This window comes from Pantoea sp. GM_Pan_3 (assembly GCF_026541045.1).
Classification (GTDB): domain Bacteria; phylum Pseudomonadota; class Gammaproteobacteria; order Enterobacterales; family Enterobacteriaceae; genus Pantoea; species Pantoea anthophila.
On sequence record NZ_JALNVA010000002.1, the window covers coordinates 346,537 to 366,054 of the forward strand.

A 19,518-nucleotide genomic window follows, 5' to 3' on the forward strand; every position below is an offset into this window, starting at 1 on the left:
CCTCTCAGCAGAAGATGTGCCTGCGGGTCCGATTTTGCCCCTTTTTGCGACGACGCTGGCATTCTGTCGGGTTGATGTGTCTGCCCTTTTCCGTAACACTGATGCGATGTGTAAACGTTTTCCCCCGGACAGGTCAACGCATGGCTACCATAAAGGATGTTGCGCGACTGGCTGGCGTTTCTGTCGCCACAGTCTCCCGTGTAATCAATAATTCTCCCAAAGCCAGCGACAGCTCCCGACAGGCCGTAGGCCAGGCGATGGAGCAGCTTCAGTATCACCCGAATGCCAACGCACGCGCGCTGGCGCAGCAATCGACCGAAACGCTGGGTCTGATTGTGGGCGACGTCTCCGACCCCTTTTTTGGCGCCATGGTGAAAGCCGTGGATGAGGTCGCAGGCGACACCGGTAACTTCCTGCTGATTGGTAACGGTTACCATAATGAGCAAAAAGAGCGGCAGGCAATTGAACAGCTGATGCGCCACCGCTGTGCGGCGCTGGTGGTTCACGCCAAGAAAATTCCCGATGCGGAGCTGGAAGTGCTGATGAAGCAGGTGCCCGGTATGGTGCTGCTGAACCGGCTGATAAAAGGTTTTGAAAAGCGCTGTATTGCGCTCGACGACCGCTACGGCGCCTGGCTGGCGACCCGCCATCTCATCCAGCTTGGCCACCAGAATATCGCTTTTATCTGTTCGACCCACACCATCTCTGATGCCGAAGATCGCCTGCAGGGCTACTACGATGCGCTGAAGGAGCATGGCCTGCCCTGCAGCGATCGGCTGGTCACCTGGGGCGAACCGGATGAGGTGGGCGGTGAGCAGGCGATGACAGAATTGTTAGGGCGCGGCAGGAACTTTACCGCTGTCGCCTGCTACAACGACTCCATGGCGGCAGGCGCGCTGGCGGTGCTGAGCGACAACGGCGTGCGCGTGCCGGAAGAGATGTCGCTGATTGGCTTCGATGATGTGCTGGTGTCGCGCTATGTGCGTCCGCGCCTCACCACCGTGCGCTATCCGATTGTCACCATGGCGCAGCAGGCGGCTCAGCTGGCGCTGGCGCTGGCCAACGACCAGCCGCTGCCGGAAGTCACCCATATGTTCAGCCCGACGCTGGTGCGCCGCCATTCGGTAAGCGGCCCCGCCTGACGTCACGGCGGCGGGTCCGGCGCATCCGCGCTTCCCGCCGCTCCCCCGCGCCTGACGGTAACCTGCCCTCTCTTTTTATATCCGCCAGCACGATCCACTATGTAGAGCCTTCTTTGTTTCAGGTCAAAACCGCGCGCATTAATTTCCGGAAATCACTACATGTAGGGAATAGAATTCTCAGAACCCCAATATGTGGTTCATGGAGAGAAAAATGGCGACGGTGGTAATCAAACGTGATGGGTGCCGGACAGGCTTCGATGCGCAGCGTATTGAGCATGCGGTGTTGGCGGCGGCACGGGCCGTAAAGGTCGATGACAGCGCCTGGTGCGCGCAGGTCGCTGAGCGCGTCGCGGCGCAGCTGGCCAATCGTCCGGAAGTGGATATCGGTGAGATTCAGTGCGCAGTCGAAGAGACGCTGATGGCGGGCCCCTGGCCGCAACTGGCTCGCGCCTATATTGAATACCGTCACGATCGCGATGTGGCCCGCGATCGGCAGAGCCAGTTGCATCACGCCATTCGCGGGCTGGTCGATCAGACCAACGCCGCGCTGCTGAATGAGAATGCCAACAAAGACAGCAAAGTGATCCCGACGCAGCGCGACCTGCTGGCCGGGATCGTGGCGAAGCACTATGCGCAGCAGCAGATCCTGCCGCGCGATGTGGTGCTGGCGCACGAGCGCGGCGAGATCCACTACCACGATCTCGACTACTCCCCCTTCTTCCCGATGTTCAACTGCATGCTGATCGATCTCAAAGGCATGCTGACCAACGGTTTCAAAATGGGCAATGCCGAGATCGAGCCGCCCAAATCGATCGCCACCGCCACCGCCGTGACGGCCCAGATCATCGCGCAGGTCGCCAGCCACATTTACGGCGGCACCACCATCAATCGCATCGATGAGGTGCTGGCGCCGTTTGTTAAGCAGAGCTATGCCCGGCATCTGGCGATCGCGGAACAGTGGCAGATCCCGCAGGCAGAAGCGTATGCGCGCCAGCGCACCGACAAAGAGTGCTATGACGCCTTTCAGTCGCTGGAGTATGAGGTGAATACCCTGCACACCGCCAACGGACAGACCCCGTTTGTTACCTTTGGTTTTGGTCTGGGAACGGACTGGGCAGCCCGCCTGATCCAGCAGTCAATTCTGCGCAACCGCCTGGCCGGACTCGGTAAAAACCGTAAAACCGCCGTCTTTCCTAAACTGGTGTTCACCATTCGCGAAGGCGTTAACCGGCGTGCAGGCGACGTTAACTATGACATCAAACAGCTGGCGCTGGAGTGTGCCAGCAAACGGATGTATCCCGACATCCTCAACTACGATCAGGTGGTGAAAGTCACCGGCTCGTTTAAAACCCCGATGGGCTGCCGCAGTTTTCTTGGCGTCTACGAAGAGAACGGCGAACAGATCCATGAGGGCCGCAACAATATCGGGGTGATCAGCCTCAATCTGCCGCGCATCGCGCTGGAAGCGGGCGGCGATGAAGCGCGCTTCTGGCAACTGCTGGATGCGCGTCTGCTGCTGGCGAAGCGGGCGCTGATGACGCGGGTGGCGCGACTGGAGAAAACCAAAGCGCGCGTGGCCCCCATCCTCTACATGGAAGGGGCCTGCGGTGTCCGGCTCAACGCCGATGATGAGGTGGGGCCGATTTTCCGCAATGGCCGCGCCTCCCTGTCGCTGGGCTACATCGGCCTGCATGAAACCCTGAATGCCCTCAGCGGCGGCCAGAAGCACCCCTATGATGACGCGGCGCTGCGCGCCAAAGGGGTGGAGATCATCGCCTATCTGCGCGCTGCCACCGATCGCTGGAAAGCCGAAACCCATTACGGCTTCAGCCTCTACAGCACGCCGAGTGAGAATCTCTGTGACCGCTTCTGCCGTCTGGACGCGGCACAGTTTGGTCTGGTGGCGGGCGTGACGGACAAGGGCTACTACACCAACAGCTTCCATCTCGACGTTGAGAAGAAGGTGAATCCCTACGATAAAATCGACTTTGAAGCGCCCTATCCACCGCTGGCGAATGGCGGATTCATCTGTTACGGCGAATACCCGAACGTGCAGCACAACCTCAGGGCGCTGGAGGATGTCTGGGACTACAGCTACGACCGCGTGCCCTACTACGGCACCAATACCCCGATTGATGAGTGCTACGACTGCGGCTTCAACGGCGAGTTCACCTGCACCAGCCGCGGCTTTACCTGTCCGCAGTGCGGCAATCACGATCCGGCGCGCGTCTCCGTCACCCGGCGGGTCTGCGGCTATCTCGGCAGCCCGGATGCGCGGCCCTTTAACGCCGGAAAACAGCAGGAAGTACAGCGCCGGGTGAAACATCTGGCAGAAGGACCGCTGGGATGATGCATATCCATCGCTACTACGATGTGGATATCGTGAATGGCCCTGGAACCCGCTGCACGCTGTTTGTCGCCGGTTGTGAACATCAGTGTCGTGGCTGCTACAACCAGAGTACCTGGCGAACCGACTCCGGCGTGCCTTTTACGCTGGCGATGGAGGAGCAGCTGCTGGCGGATTTGCAGGACACGCGCATTCCGCGTCAGGGATTGTCGCTGAGCGGCGGCGATCCGCTGCATCCGCACAACGTGCCGCACATTCGCCGTCTGGTGAAGCGGGTGCGCCAGAGCTGTCCCGGTAAAGATATCTGGCTCTGGACCGGTTACCGGATGCAGGAGCTGAATGCCGCGCAGCGCGCCGTGCTGATCTATCTCGACGTGCTGATTGATGGCCGTTTTGTCGAAGAGGAGAAGGATGCCTCGCTGCCCTGGCGCGGCAGCCGCAATCAGATCCTCTGGCAGCTACGCTGAGTGACGCGGGATGTCGCCCGACTCAATGATAGTGACACTTTCGCCCGCTGGCGTGAACGCCTGCTGATGCAGACAGCGGGCCACGTCACGTGCGCTCACCGCCCGCCAGTGACCCGGCAGCAGAGAAAAGAGCGGGGCCATCAGGCGCTCCCCCGGACGCGTCTGCGCCCGCTCGCCCAGCAGTAACGAAGGCCGTACCAGCGTCAGGTGCGGCCAGCCCTGATGGCGCAATGCGTTTTCCATTTCGCCTTTCACGCGACTGTACAGGAAAGGTGAGTGACGGCTGGCACCGTGGGCGCTCACCACCAGCATCTGTTTTGCCCCCAGCCGCAGTCCGCTCAATCCGCTGTCCACCACCAGGGTGTAATCGACGTGAATAAACGCCGCTTTGCTGCCCGCCTGCCGGCGCGTGGTGCCCAGACAGCAGAACACCGTATCCAGCGAAGACTCCAACGGCCCGAGCACATCGGTCAGATCGGCCTCCACCGGATTGACCACCTTACGCAGGACAGGCAGCGGACGACGGGTTGGCGCGATAATCTCATCGACGCGCGAATCCTCAATCAGTAAGCGCAGCAGATGCGACCCGACTAAGCCGGTGGCTCCGGTCAGTAATACGCGATTCATCTCAGATTCATCCTTATTTCACTGCTGACAGCTTAAAAGATAGCTGATCTTAACGGTCTGGCTTGCGTTCTCGCCCATAGCGACCAGGCTTAAACCCTGATCCGGAAAGCGCGCCTCGCGCTCCACTGCTTTAAGGAGGAAACAAAATGAGCAAGAAAGTTGCGGTTTTGATTACCGATGAATTTGAAGACTCAGAATTTACGTCACCTGCTGAGGTCTACAAACGCGCCGGGTTTGAGGTAGTGACCATTGAGAACCAGGCCGGAAATGTCGTAAAAGGCAAAAAAGGCGAAGCCGAAGTGACCATCGATCGCAGCATTGACGACGTCAGCCCGGCTGAGTTTGATGCGCTGCTGCTGCCAGGCGGTCACTCGCCGGATTCGCTGCGTGGCGATGACCGCTTTGTCGCCTTCACCAAAGAGTTCGTTGCCAGCGGCAAGCCTATCTTTGCTATCTGCCACGGCCCCCAGCTGCTGATCAGCGCCAACGGCGTGCGTGGTCGCAAGATGACCACCGTAAAAGCCGTTGCCATCGACCTGATCAACGCCGGTGCCGACTTCCATGATAAGGAAGTGGTGGTTGACGGCGATAAGCTGGTGACCAGCCGCACCCCGGCCGATTTACCCGCCTTCAATCGCGAATCTCTGCGTATCCTCGAAGCGCTGTAAATCCGTTGCGCCCTTTTCGCTGAAAAGGGCGTTTCAGCTTTCCCGCCGCCAGCTGATCTTCTTACCAAATCCCAGCGCATTGTCGGTCATCTTCACCTCATCAAGCTGAATCTCCCACAGCGGTGCTGAGACTTTGCGCGACACCGGAAACCGTTTCTGATAGGCGGCTCTGGCGACCTTCTCCGTTTCCTCCTCCAGCCGCACAATCCGGCCACGATACTGCACCCCTTTTATCAGCAGCACGCTTCTGGGCTGGCCATTGACGGTGCCCGCGACCTGCGGATTCTTCAGCATCAACGCCCCGTGACGGGTGTCGGGCTCGGTCATAATCCAGAACACCATGCGCGCTTCATCGAAGACGTAGTAGCAGTTGGCGCACCAGAGTTGGTCGTCGGCGGCAGAGCAGAGAGAAAGCACATGTTGCTTTCGGAGATAGCGAACCAGATGGGCGTGATCGGACAAGGTAAACTCCTGGCGATGCACCGGAGCGTGAAGCGCGCTACACTGCCCGGCACCTTTTTTTGGGAAATGATTGCGAATGAGTCAGCAGTGGCAACTCTACATCGTCCGTACGGCGAAAGGGAGCCTGTACACCGGCATCACCACGGATGTGATGCGCCGGTTTGATCAGCACCAGACCGGACGCGGCGCCCGCGCGTTGCGCGGCAAAGGTCCGCTGGCGCTGGTGTTTCACTGTGATGCAGGTGACCGTGCCAGCGCCTCCAGACTGGAGTATCAGGTCAAGCAGCTGACCCGTCAGCAGAAACTCCAGTTAGTGGCGGGTCAGCCTGTCAGCTTGGAGAGCTGGCTGGGTATTACAGCAGGCGATTAAAGGGCTCAGCGAAGTCGATCTCCCCGTCTGCGCCCTCAAACGCCGTCTCTGCCAGGCGATAGACCTGGAACGTCGCCTCGCTGTCCGGCCAGCGGCTCTGCAGGCCGACGCGGGCGGCCGGTTCAAAGCCAAAGCGGCTGAAGAATGCCGGATCGCCCAGCACGACCACCGCGCTGTAACCGAACTCGTTGAGGGTATCCAGTCCTTCATAAATCAGTTTGCTGGCAATGCCCTGCCCGCGCAGCGTCTCATCCACCGCCAGCGGGGCCAGCGCCACCCAGCCACGATCTTCACCTTTAACGCTGACCGGACTGAATGCAGCATAACCCAGCACCTGTCCCTCATCGTCAGTGGCGACCACGCCTAAGGTTAACAGGCCATCTTCGCGCAGCGACTGCGTCAGTTCCGCCTCGGCGGGCGACGTGAAACAGCGTCTGAGCAGCGTGTCGATGCCTGCGGCATCCACGCCAATTTCGCTACGGATCAGCATAGGGCACCTGCGCGTGCCTGTCCGGCCTTCGCGTCCTGTTTCATCCCGGCGTCGACAAAGGCCGCCATCTGCTGAATTGCCGTGCGTAACGCGGTGGGCATAGCCTCGGGTTCAATAGCATCCATTACGTTCTTCACCTCAAGTCCCAGCTCAGTGTCCCCTTCAATCACCAGACGGCGTTGAAAGAAGAGCATGTCGGGATCTGCTTTACGTGCTGCCACCAGCAACAAATCATTGGCATTGCCCCGAAACCAGACATCCGCTTCGGACTGTTGCAATACCACCAGCCGGCCGTCCTGCAGCGTGGTAATCCATTGCAGATTGAGATCGGCAATCCCGATACCCAGCAGGCGACCTTCCAGAAAGTCTAACTCACCTTCAGCTAAAGCATGACGAAATTGCCAGTTTAAGAGTTGTTGCAGAAGCCGCTTCTTGACCGGGAATGGGGTAAGCGCTGCGGGTAAGCCTAAGATTTCCGGAGCCTTTTTTACAAAATGGGCATGAATCCGCTTTAACACTTTTGTCCCTCCCTTCAGAAAATTTTACGTATATTGCCATATCCGTTTCGACACACCTCATCCGGGATCAATAAAAATCGCGCTCCCGGGAGGAAAAAAAGCCGCACCGGTGGGGAGGAACGGAAAATTCACTGCCCCAAATCAATACGCCTCCCGGCGCAGATGCCTAGACTCGACGCCCATCTGCATGTTGAGAGGAACACCTATGGAACTGCTCTGCCCGGCAGGCAACCTGCCCGCAGTGCGCACCGCCGTCGAGAATGGCGCGGATGCGGTCTATGTGGGGCTGAAAGATGACACCAACGCCCGCCACTTCGCGGGCCTGAACTTCACCGACAAAAAGCTGGCCGAAGCGGCTCGCTATCTGCATCAGCATCGCCGCAAACTGCATGTGGCAATCAATACCTTCGCCCATCCGGACGGCATGGGACGCTGGCAGCGGGCCATTGATGTGGCGGCGCAGAACGGGGCCGACGCGCTGATCCTCGCCGATATCGCCACGCTGGAGTATGCGGCGACGCACTATCCCCAGGTGGAGCGCCATCTCTCCGTGCAGGCGTCAGCCACCAATCTGGAGGCGATTCGCTTTTATCATCGCCACTTTAACCTGCAGCGTGTGGTGCTGCCGCGGGTGCTCTCTCTGCATCAGGTAAAGCAGCTGGCGCGCAGCACGCCGGTGCCGCTGGAGGTGTTCGCGTTTGGCAGCCTGTGCATTATGGCGGAAGGCCGCTGCTACCTCTCCTCCTGGCTGACCGGTGAGTCGCCTAACAGCGCCGGTGCCTGTTCTCCGGCGAAATTTGTGCGCTGGCAGCAGACGCCGCAGGGTATGGAATCCCGCCTGAACGAAGTGCTGATCGATCGCTACGCGGCGGATGAAAGCGCGGGTTACCCGACCCTGTGCAAAGGACGGTATGAGGTCAGCGGCCAGCGTTATCACGTGCTGGAAGAGCCCACCAGCCTGAACACGCTGGAGCTGCTGCCGGAGCTGCTGCGGGCCGGGGTCGCCTCGGTCAAGATCGAGGGTCGCCAGCGCAGCCCCGCCTATGTTGCTGACGTCGCGCGCGTCTGGCGTCAGGCGATCGATCGCTGTCAGGCCCAGCCGGAACAGTTTGAGGTGGCGCCCCGGTGGATGCAGACGCTGGGCGATCTCTCTGAAGGCACGCAAACCACGCTGGGTGCTTATCACCGTGAATGGCAATAAGGAGTCATGATGCAATATGCCGTCGGGCCGGTGCTCTGGTACTGGCCAACCCCCACGCTGGAGGAATTTTACCAGCAGGCTGCCCGCAGTAGCGCGGAGATTATTTACCTCGGCGAAGCGGTGTGCAGTAAACGCCGCGCGACGCCTTATGGCCGCTGGATGGAGATGGCCCGTGACGTCGCGGCCAGCGGCAAACAGGTCGTGCTGAGCACCCTGGCGCTGCTGCAGTCCCCCTCTGAACTGAAAGAGCTGCAGCGTTATGTCGAAAACGGCGAGTTCCTGATTGAAGCGAATGATATCGGCACGGTTAACATGGCCGCTGAGCGCCACCTGCCCTTTGTGGCAGGCCCGACGCTGAACGTCTACAACGCTGACACCCTGCAACTGCTGGTCAGGGAGGGGATGACGCGCTGGTGTATGCCGGTCGAGATGTCACGCGACTGGCTGCTGCAGCTGCTGGAACAGTGCGAAACGCGCGGTATCCGGCAGCAGTTTGAGGTGGAGGTGATGGGCTACGGTCATCTGCCGCTTGCGCTCTCGGCGCGCTGCTTTACCGCCCGCTCGGAAAACCGCGCGAAGGATGATTGCGAAACCTGCTGCATCAACTATCCGACAGGCCGCCGCGTCAGCTCGCAGGAGGGGCAGCCGGTGTTCGTGCTCAACGGCATTCAGACCATGAGCGGCTACTGTTACAACCTGGGGAACGATCTGGCGGGGATGCGGGAGTGGGTCGACTGCGTCCGGCTCTCTCCGCAGGACAGCACCACGCTGGCAGAGATAGACCGTTTCCGGGCCAATGAGAATGGTCAGGCTCCGTTAATGGTCGCGAAAGGCTGCGATTGCAATGGTTACTGGCGCAAACTGGCGGGTATGACGCTGGCATCCTGAGTAAAAGCACATACCGGCTATATTCCTGCTGAGGTTAGCAGTTTTAATATAAGGAATGATGCGTAATACTAAATGATGCAGACTTTAATGCCTGCGCCATACAACGGGAGTAGTCATGTCTGATAAAAAACCTCTTCGCCTGTCCGTGCTGGATCTCGCGCCGATCCCTCAGGGTGCGACCGCGCGGGATGCGTTCCACAATTCGCTGGCGCTGGCGCGCCAGGCTGAAAAACTGGGCTACCAACGCTACTGGCTGGCTGAACATCACAACATGACGGGGATTGCCAGTGCTGCGACGTCGGTGCTGATCGGCTATCTGGCGGCCAACACCGAGACGCTGCAGCTGGGATCGGGCGGCATTATGCTGCCTAACCATGCGCCGCTGGTCATTGCCGAGCAGTTTGGCACACTGGCTTCTCTCTATCCCGGCCGTATCGATCTCGGCCTGGGTCGTGCGCCCGGCTCTGACCAGCGTACGATGATGGCGCTGCGTCGTCATCAGGCCAGCATGCACGCCGACACCTTTCCTGAAGATGTGGCTGAACTGATTAACTGGTTTGATGCGGAAGCGGATGCACAGCCGCCGGTGCAACCGGTGCCCGGCCTCGGCCTGAAGATCCCGGTCTGGCTGCTCGGCTCCAGCCTCTACAGTGCGCAACTGTCAGCCCGGATGGGTCTGCCGTTTGCCTTTGCCTCACATTTTGCGCCGGATCAGCTGTTCCAGGCGCTGCACGTCTACCGCGAAAACTTCCAGCCTTCGGCGCGACTCGACAAGCCGTATGCCATGGTCTGCATCAACGTGATCGCCGCTGACAGCGAGCGTGAGGCACGCTTCCTGTTTACCTCGCAGCAGCAGCAGTTTATTAACCTGCGCCGCGGCAAACCGGGCCCGTTACCAGCGCCGGTTGAGAACATGGATAACCTCTGGTCACCGTCAGAGCAGTATGGGGTTCAGCAGGCGCTCAGCATGTCGCTGGTCGGCGATGGGGATAAGGTGCGTCACGGGCTGGCGTCACTGATGCGTGAAACCCAGGCGGATGAGATCATGGTCAACGGCCAGATTTTTGACTCCGCGGCGCGCCTGCGCTCCTTCGCCATTGCGATGGAAGCCGCCAAAAGCCTGTAGTCAGTTCTGCGGTGGGGGTGCAGTTTCCGCGCTCACCGCCAGCTGACGACTGTCCCTGGCCGGGGATTGCCCATAAAGACGGCGATACTCCCGGCTGAACTGTGACGCACTCTGATACCCTACACGATAGCCTGCCGTCCCGGCATCCAGCTTTTCCACCATCATCAGCCGTCGCGCCTCATTCAGCCGCAGCTGTTTCTGATACTGCATCGGCGTCATTGCCGTGACCGCTTTGAAGTGATGATGCAGCGAAGAGATGCTCATGCCGACGCTGCTGGCGAGCTGGTCAATCTTCAGCGGCTGATGAAAATTCTCCCGCAGCCAGCGGGCCGCCTGCGCCACCCGGTTACCCGGCCGCTCAGCCAGCGCCATATTCAGAATGCGCGATCCTTCCGGTCCGGTCAGGAGCCGATAGAAAATCTCCTGCTCGATCAGCGGGGCGAGCGCCGGGATATCCTCAGGATGGTCAAGCAGCCGCACCAGCCGCGCTACCGCTTCCACCAGCCACGGCGACATCTTGTGCACGGTGATGCCGCGTTCGTTGCGGGCCGTGGCGGGTGACAGCGTCGGGGGAAACTGGTCGAGGTAGCGCATCAGCCGGGATTCATTGATGGCGATGCCAATCCCCAGGTTAGGTTTTTCCGGCGTGGCGACCGTGACGCAGGCGCGCACCGGCATATCCAGCGTCACCAGCAGCAGATCGCCCGGGCCATAATGCAGCACCTCATCACCGATGTGCAGCGCCTTGCCGCCCTGTGCGACCAGCGCGAAACTGGCCCATTGGGCAAAGTGCACGGGCTTCGTTGGTGCGGAGCTGCGCCCAAAGAACAGGTAGTCAATGGCACTCGCGTGCCGTCCATCCTCCGGCGCATGCCGCGCAATCAACCGGGCCAGCGCCTGCCACGTATCATTCTCTGTCACCGGGTCATCTCCCTTCATCATCTCAGCCGATATTACCTGAGCCGGTGCGCCATGCCTGTGTCGCAACGACACTTTTGCAGGATCGGGCAAAAAGCTTGCAGGATTGCGCTACCCGGATGGGTCACCGGCGCGCATAGTCTGTCAACGCAATCATTACGGCGGAGATCAGGATAATGAAGGCACTACAGAATAAAATCGCGCTGGTAACGGGAGCATCAAAAGGCATTGGTGCTGCTATCGCCATCGCCTTTGCGACGGCGGGCGCACGGGTGATCGTCAATTATCAACAGGATGAGGTGGGGGCGGCTGACGTGGTCAGCGACATTCTTGCCCTGGGCAGTGACGCAGTGGCGGTGCAGGCGGATATCTCTGTGCAGCAGGACGTGGAACGGCTGTTTGCAACCACCGTCGCCTGTTTCGGCGCGCCAGACATCGTGGTGAATAACGCGGGCCGCTTTCATCACGGCGCTTTTGAGGCGCTGACCCAGGAGGAGATGCAGCAGCAGATCAACGTTAACCTGCTTGGCACGCTGCGGGTCTGTCAGCAGGCGATTCATCACTTTCCTGCCCATGGCGGTACCCTTATCAACCTCAGCGCCCTGAGCAGCCAGAACAGCACGCCGGGTTCCGTGCTCTGGGCGGCGACCAAGGGCGCGGTGGATACCCTGACACAGGGGCTGGCGCGCGAACTGGGTGCCAGAAACATTCGGGTTAACGCCCTGGCACCGGGAATGATTCTGACAGAGGGATTGCTGGCGGCGAAGAGGATGAGCCCGCAGCTTAAAGCGCAACTGCTGGCCGCCACGCCGCTGGGGCGTTTTGGTCTGCCGGAAGATGTGGCACAGGTGGCGCTGTTTCTGGCCTCGGAGGAGTCCGCCTGGGTCAGCGGCGAGCGCGTCATCATCAGCGGCGGAGCCTGATCGGCATAAAAAAAGGGAAGCCAGTGGCTTCCCTTTTTGTTACGACATGAAGTCGTTATGCGTCACGACGACGTGGTGCGGCTGCGCCATCTTCACGACGTGGACCACGGCCGCCTTCGCGGTTAAAGCTGCGACCGCCTTCACGACCACCGTCACGGCGCTCAGAAGAGAAACGACGACCACCTTCACGGTTGCCAGCGCCTGGGCCATTGCGACGATCGCCACCGGCCGGACGACGGTCACCACGACCTTCGTTTGGCTGAGCATCACCCAGTAACTGCATATTCATCGGCTTGTTCAGAATACGTGTACGGGTGAAGTGCTGCAGCACGTCGCCTGGCATGCCTTTCGGCAGCTCGATAGTCGAGTGGTTACCGAACAGCTTGATGTTACCGATGTAACGGCTGCTGATGTCGCCTTCGTTAGCGATCGCGCCAACGATGTGACGAACTTCAACACCATCATCGCGACCCACTTCGATGCGGTAGAGCTGCATCTCGCCAACGTCACGACGTTCGCGACGTGGACGGTCGCCATCACGGCTGTCACGTGGACCACGCGCTTCGCGGCCGTCACGACGGCCATCACGATCGTCACGATCGCGGTATTCACGACGTGGCGGACGTGGCGCTTCCGGTGGCAGAATCAGAGGACGTTCGCCCTGTGCCATCTTCAGCAGTGCCGCGGCCAGCGTTTCCAGATCCAGTTCGTCTTCTGGCTGCATTTTAGTCAGCAGAGCACGGTACTGATCCAGATCGCTGCTTTCCAGCTGCTGCTGAACTTTCGCGGCAAACTTCGCCAGACGACGCTGACCCAGCAGTTCTGCGTTAGGCAGTTCAACTTCCGGAATAGTCAGCTTCATTGTACGTTCGATGTTGCGCAGCAGACGACGCTCGCGGTTCTCAACGAACAGCAGCGCGCGGCCAGCACGACCGGCACGACCGGTACGGCCGATACGGTGAACGTATGATTCTGCATCCATCGGGATGTCGTAGTTAACAACCAGGCTGATGCGCTCAACGTCCAGGCCACGGGCCGCAACGTCAGTCGCAATCAGGATATCGAGACGACCATCTTTCAGGCGCTCCAGCGTCTGCTCACGCAGTGCCTGGTTCATGTCACCGTTCAGCGCGGCGCTGTTGTAGCCACTGCGCTCCAGCGCTTCTGCAACTTCCAGGGTCGCGTTTTTGGTACGTACGAAGATAATCGCCGCATCAAAATCTTCCGCTTCCAGGAAGCGAACCAGTGCGTCAGTTTTACGACCGTAAGCGGTCCAGTAGCTCTGGCTGATGTCAGGACGCGTGGTCAGGCTTGACTGAATACGCACTTCCTGTGGATCTTTCATGAAGCGTTTCGTGATGCGACGAATCGCTTCTGGCATGGTGGCAGAGAACAGAGCGGTCTGGTGACCTTCCGGGATCTGCGCCATGATGGTTTCAACGTCTTCGATGAAGCCCATACGCAGCATTTCGTCCGCTTCGTCCAGCACCAGGCCGCGCAGGTTAGAAAGGTCTAACGTGCCGCGTTTCAGGTGGTCCAGCAGACGGCCAGGCGTACCCACAACAACCTGTGGTCCCTGACGCAGTGCACGCAGCTGCACGTCATAACGCTGGCCGCCGTACAGGGCAACCACGTTCAGGCCACGCATGTGTTTAGAGAATTCGGTGACAGCTTCAGCAACCTGAACCGCCAGTTCGCGGGTCGGTGCCAGCACCAGGATCTGAGGTGCTTTGACAGAAGGGTCAATGTTGTTTAACAGCGGCAGAGAGAACGCCGCAGTTTTACCACTCCCGGTCTGCGCCATACCTAACACGTCACGGCCCGCCAGCAGGTGAGGAATACACTCAGCCTGGATTGGGGAAGGCTTTACGTAGCCCATGCCATTCAGTGATTCAAGGATGTCGGCGTTCAGGCCAAGGTCAGCAAAAGTGGTTTGAATATCAGTCATGTAGTACACGTGCCTCTTAGATTGCGGCGGCCAGTCTACATAACTCGTCGTGAAAACTTTCAGTCATTTTCATCAAAAAGTGTGAACCGGCTCAAATTAGAAGTTTTGACGAACAGAAAAGCCCTCATCCCTGAAGATGATGACTTTACAGGTGTTACGGGCAAATTTAGTTCGTCAGCTATTGCTGGTCAGATTCTGATAAATCGTCTTGTGCCTGGCCGAGTTGCGCCAGTTCCAACAATGCGTATCGGTGTTCAACAAAGTTATTGACGTTGTTGGCCACCGCCAGTTTGAACAACGCTTTCGCGTCGTCCTTCTCCCCCAGACTTAGGTAGTACTTACCTAAATAGAAGTTGGTTTCACTGAGATGTTCAGCGAGCGAGGTGTTATCCGTTGCGTCCGCCTTGAGACTTTCCATCAACGTTTTCTCGTTGATATCTCCAAGGTAGAACTCGACAATATTCCATCCCCATTGGTCTCTGACCGCTTTGTCATGACGCTGTTGAAGCGCGACTTTTGCCTTGTCGGCATCCATCTCACGTTCAGCCAGATAGAGCCACAGACTGCGGAAAGGATCGTTAGGATCGTCTTGATAAAACGCCAGCAGATCATCTTGCGCTAACTTGTATCGACCGCCGTAATAGAGGGCGATACCACGGTTTAAATGCGCATAGTTGTAAGTTGGATCAAGCTCAAGTACAGAATCGAACGCTTCATAGGCGGCATCAAAGTTGCCCGCCTGCGTTAAATATATGCCTAAGTAGTTAAACACTTCGGGCATATCTGGTCTTATAGACAGCGCTTGCGAAAAATCGTTCCGCGCTAATGCCCGCAGACCTAAACTATCATACAACACTCCGCGCTCATATAACAGCTGTGCGCGTTCATCATCGGTGAGAGCGCGACTGGCAAGTATTTGTTCCATGCGCGCCAGTATCACTTCCTGCTGCAGTGTGGGCTGTAACGGCACTGCAAGAACTTCGTTCTTACGCCAATTGGAGTTGCTGCATCCTGCCAGCGTTAAAGCTGTCGCAACAAAACACCAGCGCAGAAAAGGCTTCATTTCCCACTCCCGAATACAAACATTGGGATAACCATCCTGTCATCCGCCTGCTGTGCACAAGGATTCCCGCCCTCGCGATGACACAAACGCCCCTCTCTGCCAGGCAAAGAGGGGCAAATCAGCAACGACTTATTCAGCGGCAGGTGTGGTCACCGCTACAGCTTCTTCAGCCTGCGGCTTAGATTCTGTCGCTTCTTTGATGCTCAGACGTACGCGGCCCTGGCGATCGACTTCCATCACCTTCACCGGCACTTCCTGACCCATCTGCAGATAGTCAGTCACTTTCTCAACGCGCTTATCGGCGATTTGTGAAATGTGAACCAGACCTTCTTTACCACCGCCGATGGCGACGAAGGCACCGAAGTCAACGATACGGGTCACTTTACCACTGTAAATGCGGCCCACTTCGATCTCTGCGGTAATCTCTTCGATACGACGGATCGCTTCTTTCGCTTTCAGACCATCGGTCGCAGCGATTTTCACGGTGCCGTCATCTTCGATTTCGATCGTTGTGCCGGTCTCTTCGGTCAGTGCACGGATCACTGAGCCGCCTTTACCAATCACATCTTTGATCTTGTCAGAGCTGATCTTGATGGTGTAGATGCGCGGTGCGAATTCAGAAATCTCAGTACGTGGCGTGCTGATAGCCTGTTCCATAACGCCCAGGATGTGCAGACGCGCACCCTTGGCCTGGTTCAGCGCTTCCTGCATGATTTCACGCGTGATGCCTTCGATTTTGATGTCCATCTGCAGCGCGGTGATACCTTCACGGCTACCGGCTACTTTGAAGTCCATGTCGCCCAGGTGATCTTCGTCGCCCAGGATGTCAGACAGAACAACAAACTTCTCATCTTCTTTCACCAGACCCATTGCAATACCTGCAACAGCGGCTTTGATTGGCACACCCGCATCCATCAGCGCCAGTGAGGCACCGCAGACAGAGGCCATTGAAGAGGAGCCGTTAGATTCGGTGATTTCAGACACCACACGCACGGTGTAAGGGAAATCTTCCGCTTTCGGCATAACCGCTAACACACCGCGTTTCGCCAGACGGCCGTGACCAATTTCACGACGCTTCGGCGAACCGACCATGCCGGTTTCACCGACAGAGTACGGAGGGAAGTTGTAGTGGAACAGGAAGCTGTCAGTGCGCTCGCCCATCAGCTCATCCAGGTTCTGCGCATCGCGGGTGGTACCCAGCGTTGCTGTTACCAGCGCCTGCGTTTCACCACGGGTGAACAGGGATGAACCGTGAGTACGTGGCAGCACGCCAGTACGCACGTCCAGACCACGGATCATATCCTTTTCGCGGCCATCGATACGCGGCTCGCCGTTCAGGATACGGGTACGAACAACGTTCTTTTCCAGGCTATGGACGATGTCGCTGATTTCAGCGCTATCCAGCGTCTCATCTTCAGCCAGCAGCGCAGCAATGGTTTCGTCTTTGATGACGCCAACCTGCGTGTAACGCTCCTGCTTGTCGGTGATGCGGTAAGCATCGCTGATGCGCGCTTCTGCCAGTGCAGCAACGCGTGAAATCAGTGGGGTGTTGGCGGCTTCTGGCTGCCAGTCCCAGCGTGGTTTGCCCGCTTCAGCAACCAGCGCGTTGATGTTTTCGATAACCACCTGCTGCTGATCGTGGCCAAAGACCACGGCGCCCAGCATCTGCTCTTCTGACAGGATCTCAGCTTCAGATTCCACCATCAGAACGGCATTCTGCGTACCGGCAACCACCAGGTCCAGACGAGACTGTTTCAGCTCATCCGCTGTCGGGTTCAGAACGTATTGATCGTTGATGTAACCAACACGCGCAGAACCGATTGGGCCATTAAACGGCAGACCCGAGAGTGACAGCGCGGCAGAAGCACCGATCATCGCAACGATGTCAGGATGAACCTGTGGGTTTACAGAAACCACGGTCGCAATGACCTGAACTTCGTTAACGAAACCTTCCGGGAACAGCGGACGAATCGGGCGGTCAATCAGACGCGCAATCAGCGTTTCGCCTTCGCTTGGGCGGCCTTCACGACGGAAGAAGCTGCCTGGGATACGACCAGCAGCGTAGGTACGCTCCTGATAGTTCACGGTCAGTGGGAAGAAGTCCTGACCGGGTTTAGTTTTTTTCTGGCCGACGACAGTGACGAACACCGCAGTATCGTCCATGCTCACCATAACAGCAGCAGTCGCCTGGCGCGCCATCATGCCGGTTTCCAGCGTGACGGTATGTTGACCATATTGGAATTTGCGTACGATCGGATTCAGCAAAATCAAAGTCCTTAACTTCGGGGCAAGGCTATCTGTAGCCCGCCATTGATTACCAATCTCCAGCTGCATCCTCGCGACTAATGACAACCCTCGACCGCCCCTGCGGTAAAGCCTCTCATTAGCCGCGCGAAATTCTGCAAACTAAAGATCACACTAAGCAACAATACATCAGTTTGGCCCGGATTGCTGCCGATTGCTCAAAAAAAGGGGCCATAAAGGCCCCCTTTTCATGAAACTCGCACAAATCTGATCGTCTGCTGCACGCCGCGTTAATCGCTGCATGACGCCCTGACGACCCGATTTTTCAGACTTAGCGACGCAGACCGAGGCTTTCGATCAGGCTGCTGTAGCGCGCAACGTCTTTACGCTTCAGGTAGTCCAGCAGCTTACGACGCTGAGATACCATGCGCAGCAGACCGCGACGGCTGTGGTGGTCTTTTTTGTGCTCAGAGAAGTGACCCTGCAGATGGGTGATCTGCGCGGTCAGCAGGGCAACCTGAACTTCAGTTGAACCGCTGTCGTTAGCACCACGGCCATATTTAGCAACGATCTCTGCTTTAGCTTCTACGCTTAGAGACATAATAAACTCCGGTATAAAATGAATGTATGGGTGCCGATCTCTAATTCAGCATCCCGCTTTTAAAGCCGCGCTATTCTACTCTGCGCCCGATAGCAACGCAAATGCCCCATCAGCGAAAAGTGAGGGCGCAACTTAATCCTGATACTCTACCACTAAGCGACGGGGTGCCAGGCGGCCATCGTCGGCAATTTCAGCCATCCCGATGAACTTACGCGCCTCACCTTCCGACACCCTGACCAGCCCCTGCGCGGGCGCCTGACTGGCCTGAACCGGCTGACCCTGGCGGAAAAACGCAGCCACAGCAGGCGGGATGTTCACTTCCGGGAAATCGGACGCAGGACTGTCCATTGGCAACAGCAGCGGATCGAGCTGCGTTTCCAGAGGAATGCCGGCTTCTGTCGCTTCCGCCAGCAGGGTGTTGAGCTGTTCCAGCGTCACCATCCTTTCATACGGATAACGAGCAACCTGAACGCGACGCAGCATGATGACATGCGCTCCGCATCCCAGCTTCTCACCGAGATCGTCGATGATGCTGCGGATATAGGTGCCTTTCGAGCAGTGAATTTCCAGCTCCAGCTCGTTATCCTGCCAGCGAATAAACTGCAGTTCGTAAACCGTGATTGGACGCGGTTCACGCGCAATCTCAATGCCCTGACGCGCATATTCATACAGGGGACGTCCCTGATGCTTCAGCGCCGAAAACATTGAGGGCACCTGCAGGGTCTCACCGCGGAAGCTCTCCAGCGCGCTGTCGAGGTCAGCCTGACTGAAGGTGACCGGACGTGTCTGAACGAGGTTGCCATCGGCATCTGACGTGTCGGTCCGCTCACCCAGCCGCGCAATCACGCGGTAGCGCTTGTCGGAATCCAGCAGATACTGTGAAAACTTGGTCGCTTCACCCAGGCAGATCGGCAGCATGCCGGTTGCCAGCGGGTCAAGCGCGCCGGTATGGCCTGCGCGGTTAGCGTTAAAGATACGCTTCACCTTCTGCAGGACATCGTTCGACGAGACGCCTTGCGGCTTATCCAGCAGCAACACGCCATGGACGTCGCGGCCGCGACGACGCGGACGACTCATTACGCCTCCTCGTCATCGCCGGTGGCGTCAGAGCCACGGCGCTCGGCATCGTTTTTCACGACGCTTGTGACGAGATTGGACATGCGCATCCCTTCAACCAGGGAGTTGTCGTAGAAGAACGTCAGCTCCGGCACGATACGCAGACGCATCGCTTTACCCAGCAGAATGCGGATGTAGCCTGACGCTTCTTTCAGCGCTTTCAGACCCTGTTTTACCGCGTCCTCATCCTGGTCATTCAGGAAAGTGACGAACACTTTTGCGTAGGCGAGATCGCGTGACACTTCAACGCCTGATACGGTGACCATCATGCCCAGACGCGGATCTTTGATCTCACGCTGCAGGATCATCGCAATCTCTTTTTGCAGCTCTTGTGATACGCGCTGCGGGCGACCAAATTCTTTCGCCATCATTATTTCTCCCAAATAATTCGGGAGGCCA

At 58.2% G+C, this 19,518-nt stretch carries 20 protein-coding genes; 9 read left to right on the forward strand and 11 right to left on the reverse strand.

Going from position 1 to position 19,518, the window contains the following annotated elements; genetic code table 11:
- Nucleotides 1-140 precede the first annotated feature (140 nt).
- The 3 genes from galR (at nucleotide 141) to nrdG (ending at nucleotide 3,956) form a co-directional block, all read left to right on the forward strand.
- Nucleotides 141-1,142 carry an HTH-type transcriptional regulator GalR gene (gene galR, locus OXR04_RS09385; protein WP_009092386.1) on the forward strand — a complete coding sequence of 334 codons (1,002 nt, stop codon included), beginning with the start codon at nucleotides 141-143 and terminating at the stop codon, nucleotides 1,140-1,142.
- A gap of 211 nt (nucleotides 1,143-1,353) precedes the next feature.
- Entirely contained in the window at nucleotides 1,354-3,492 is a 2,139-nt protein-coding gene (gene nrdD, locus OXR04_RS09390) for an anaerobic ribonucleoside-triphosphate reductase (protein ID WP_009092387.1), read from the forward strand.
- A complete protein-coding gene (gene nrdG, locus OXR04_RS09395) occupies nucleotides 3,489-3,956 on the forward strand; it encodes an anaerobic ribonucleoside-triphosphate reductase-activating protein (RefSeq protein WP_046101097.1) in 468 nt (155 codons plus the stop codon). The genes nrdD and nrdG overlap by 4 nt, the downstream gene beginning before the upstream one ends.
- Here nrdG and OXR04_RS09400 read toward each other — a convergent pair.
- On the reverse strand, nucleotides 3,948-4,583 hold the full coding sequence (locus OXR04_RS09400; protein WP_267369731.1) for an NAD(P)H-binding protein: 636 nt from the start codon (nucleotides 4,581-4,583) through the stop codon (nucleotides 3,948-3,950). The genes nrdG and OXR04_RS09400 overlap by 9 nt on opposite strands.
- A gap of 146 nt (nucleotides 4,584-4,729) precedes the next feature.
- Between OXR04_RS09400 and OXR04_RS09405 the strand changes: the two genes are divergently transcribed.
- Complete coding sequence (locus OXR04_RS09405) at nucleotides 4,730-5,251, forward strand: type 1 glutamine amidotransferase domain-containing protein (RefSeq protein ID WP_009092391.1); 522 nt, start codon at nucleotides 4,730-4,732, stop codon at nucleotides 5,249-5,251.
- Nucleotides 5,252-5,284: 33 nt separating this feature from the next.
- Here OXR04_RS09405 and OXR04_RS09410 read toward each other — a convergent pair whose 3' ends face one another.
- On the reverse strand, nucleotides 5,285-5,713 hold the full coding sequence (locus OXR04_RS09410) for a YhbP family protein (RefSeq protein ID WP_058957625.1): 429 nt from the start codon (nucleotides 5,711-5,713) through the stop codon (nucleotides 5,285-5,287).
- A gap of 76 nt (nucleotides 5,714-5,789) precedes the next feature.
- Here OXR04_RS09410 and OXR04_RS09415 point away from each other — a divergent pair, with 76 nt between their 5' ends.
- On the forward strand, nucleotides 5,790-6,083 hold the full coding sequence (locus tag OXR04_RS09415) for a GIY-YIG nuclease family protein (RefSeq protein ID WP_009092393.1): 294 nt from the start codon (nucleotides 5,790-5,792) through the stop codon (nucleotides 6,081-6,083).
- On the opposite strand, the gene OXR04_RS09420 is transcribed toward OXR04_RS09415, so the two are convergent.
- The gene (locus tag OXR04_RS09420) at nucleotides 6,067-6,573 is read right to left on the reverse strand and encodes an N-acetyltransferase (protein WP_140923223.1); all 507 of its coding nucleotides are present in this window, start codon (nucleotides 6,571-6,573) and stop codon (nucleotides 6,067-6,069) included. The two genes, OXR04_RS09415 and OXR04_RS09420, sit on opposite strands and share 17 nt — an antisense overlap.
- Entirely contained in the window at nucleotides 6,567-7,091 is a 525-nt protein-coding gene (locus tag OXR04_RS09425; RefSeq protein WP_009092395.1) for an SCP2 domain-containing protein, read from the reverse strand. The genes OXR04_RS09420 and OXR04_RS09425 overlap by 7 nt, the downstream gene beginning before the upstream one ends.
- 205 nt (nucleotides 7,092-7,296) lie before the next feature.
- Between OXR04_RS09425 and OXR04_RS09430 the strand changes: the two genes are divergently transcribed.
- The 3 genes from OXR04_RS09430 to OXR04_RS09440 all read left to right on the forward strand — a co-directional run bounded on the left by OXR04_RS09430 (nucleotide 7,297) and on the right by OXR04_RS09440 (nucleotide 10,306).
- Entirely contained in the window at nucleotides 7,297-8,292 is a 996-nt protein-coding gene (locus OXR04_RS09430) for a peptidase U32 family protein (protein WP_058957627.1), read from the forward strand.
- A gap of 9 nt (nucleotides 8,293-8,301) precedes the next feature.
- The gene (locus tag OXR04_RS09435) at nucleotides 8,302-9,180 is read left to right on the forward strand and encodes a U32 family peptidase (RefSeq protein WP_046101093.1); all 879 of its coding nucleotides are present in this window, start codon (nucleotides 8,302-8,304) and stop codon (nucleotides 9,178-9,180) included.
- A 115-nt stretch (nucleotides 9,181-9,295) separates the two neighbouring features.
- Complete coding sequence (locus OXR04_RS09440; protein WP_267369730.1) at nucleotides 9,296-10,306, forward strand: luciferase-like monooxygenase; 1,011 nt, start codon at nucleotides 9,296-9,298, stop codon at nucleotides 10,304-10,306.
- On the opposite strand, the gene OXR04_RS09445 is transcribed toward OXR04_RS09440, so the two are convergent.
- The gene (locus tag OXR04_RS09445) at nucleotides 10,307-11,227 is read right to left on the reverse strand and encodes an AraC family transcriptional regulator (protein WP_346274704.1); all 921 of its coding nucleotides are present in this window, start codon (nucleotides 11,225-11,227) and stop codon (nucleotides 10,307-10,309) included.
- 173 nt (nucleotides 11,228-11,400) lie between these two features.
- On the opposite strand from OXR04_RS09445, the gene OXR04_RS09450 reads away from it, so the two are divergent.
- Nucleotides 11,401-12,147, forward strand: coding sequence for a glucose 1-dehydrogenase (locus OXR04_RS09450; RefSeq protein ID WP_046101091.1), 747 nt, complete (start codon nucleotides 11,401-11,403; stop codon nucleotides 12,145-12,147).
- 55 nt (nucleotides 12,148-12,202) lie between these two features.
- On the opposite strand, the gene OXR04_RS09455 is transcribed toward OXR04_RS09450, so the two are convergent.
- The 6 genes from OXR04_RS09455 to rbfA all read right to left on the reverse strand — a co-directional run bounded on the left by OXR04_RS09455 (nucleotide 12,203) and on the right by rbfA (nucleotide 19,487).
- A complete protein-coding gene (locus tag OXR04_RS09455; protein ID WP_267369728.1) occupies nucleotides 12,203-14,095 on the reverse strand; it encodes a DEAD/DEAH family ATP-dependent RNA helicase in 1,893 nt (630 codons plus the stop codon).
- Between the two features lie 178 nt (nucleotides 14,096-14,273).
- Nucleotides 14,274-15,158 (reverse strand): lipoprotein NlpI, encoded by an 885-nt coding sequence (nlpI, locus tag OXR04_RS09460; protein WP_009092404.1) that lies wholly within the window; start codon nucleotides 15,156-15,158, stop codon nucleotides 14,274-14,276.
- Nucleotides 15,159-15,287: 129 nt separating this feature from the next.
- The gene (gene pnp, locus OXR04_RS09465; protein WP_267369727.1) at nucleotides 15,288-17,423 is read right to left on the reverse strand and encodes a polyribonucleotide nucleotidyltransferase; all 2,136 of its coding nucleotides are present in this window, start codon (nucleotides 17,421-17,423) and stop codon (nucleotides 15,288-15,290) included.
- A 310-nt stretch (nucleotides 17,424-17,733) separates the two neighbouring features.
- Entirely contained in the window at nucleotides 17,734-18,003 is a 270-nt protein-coding gene (gene rpsO / locus OXR04_RS09470) for a 30S ribosomal protein S15 (RefSeq protein WP_003851063.1), read from the reverse strand.
- Nucleotides 18,004-18,135: 132 nt separating this feature from the next.
- Nucleotides 18,136-19,080 carry a tRNA pseudouridine(55) synthase TruB gene (gene truB / locus OXR04_RS09475; RefSeq protein WP_058957632.1) on the reverse strand — a complete coding sequence of 315 codons (945 nt, stop codon included), beginning with the start codon at nucleotides 19,078-19,080 and terminating at the stop codon, nucleotides 18,136-18,138.
- Nucleotides 19,080-19,487 (reverse strand): 30S ribosome-binding factor RbfA, encoded by a 408-nt coding sequence (rbfA, locus tag OXR04_RS09480; protein ID WP_009092407.1) that lies wholly within the window; start codon nucleotides 19,485-19,487, stop codon nucleotides 19,080-19,082. The genes truB and rbfA overlap by 1 nt, the downstream gene beginning before the upstream one ends.
- Between the last annotated feature and the right edge of the window lie 31 nt (nucleotides 19,488-19,518).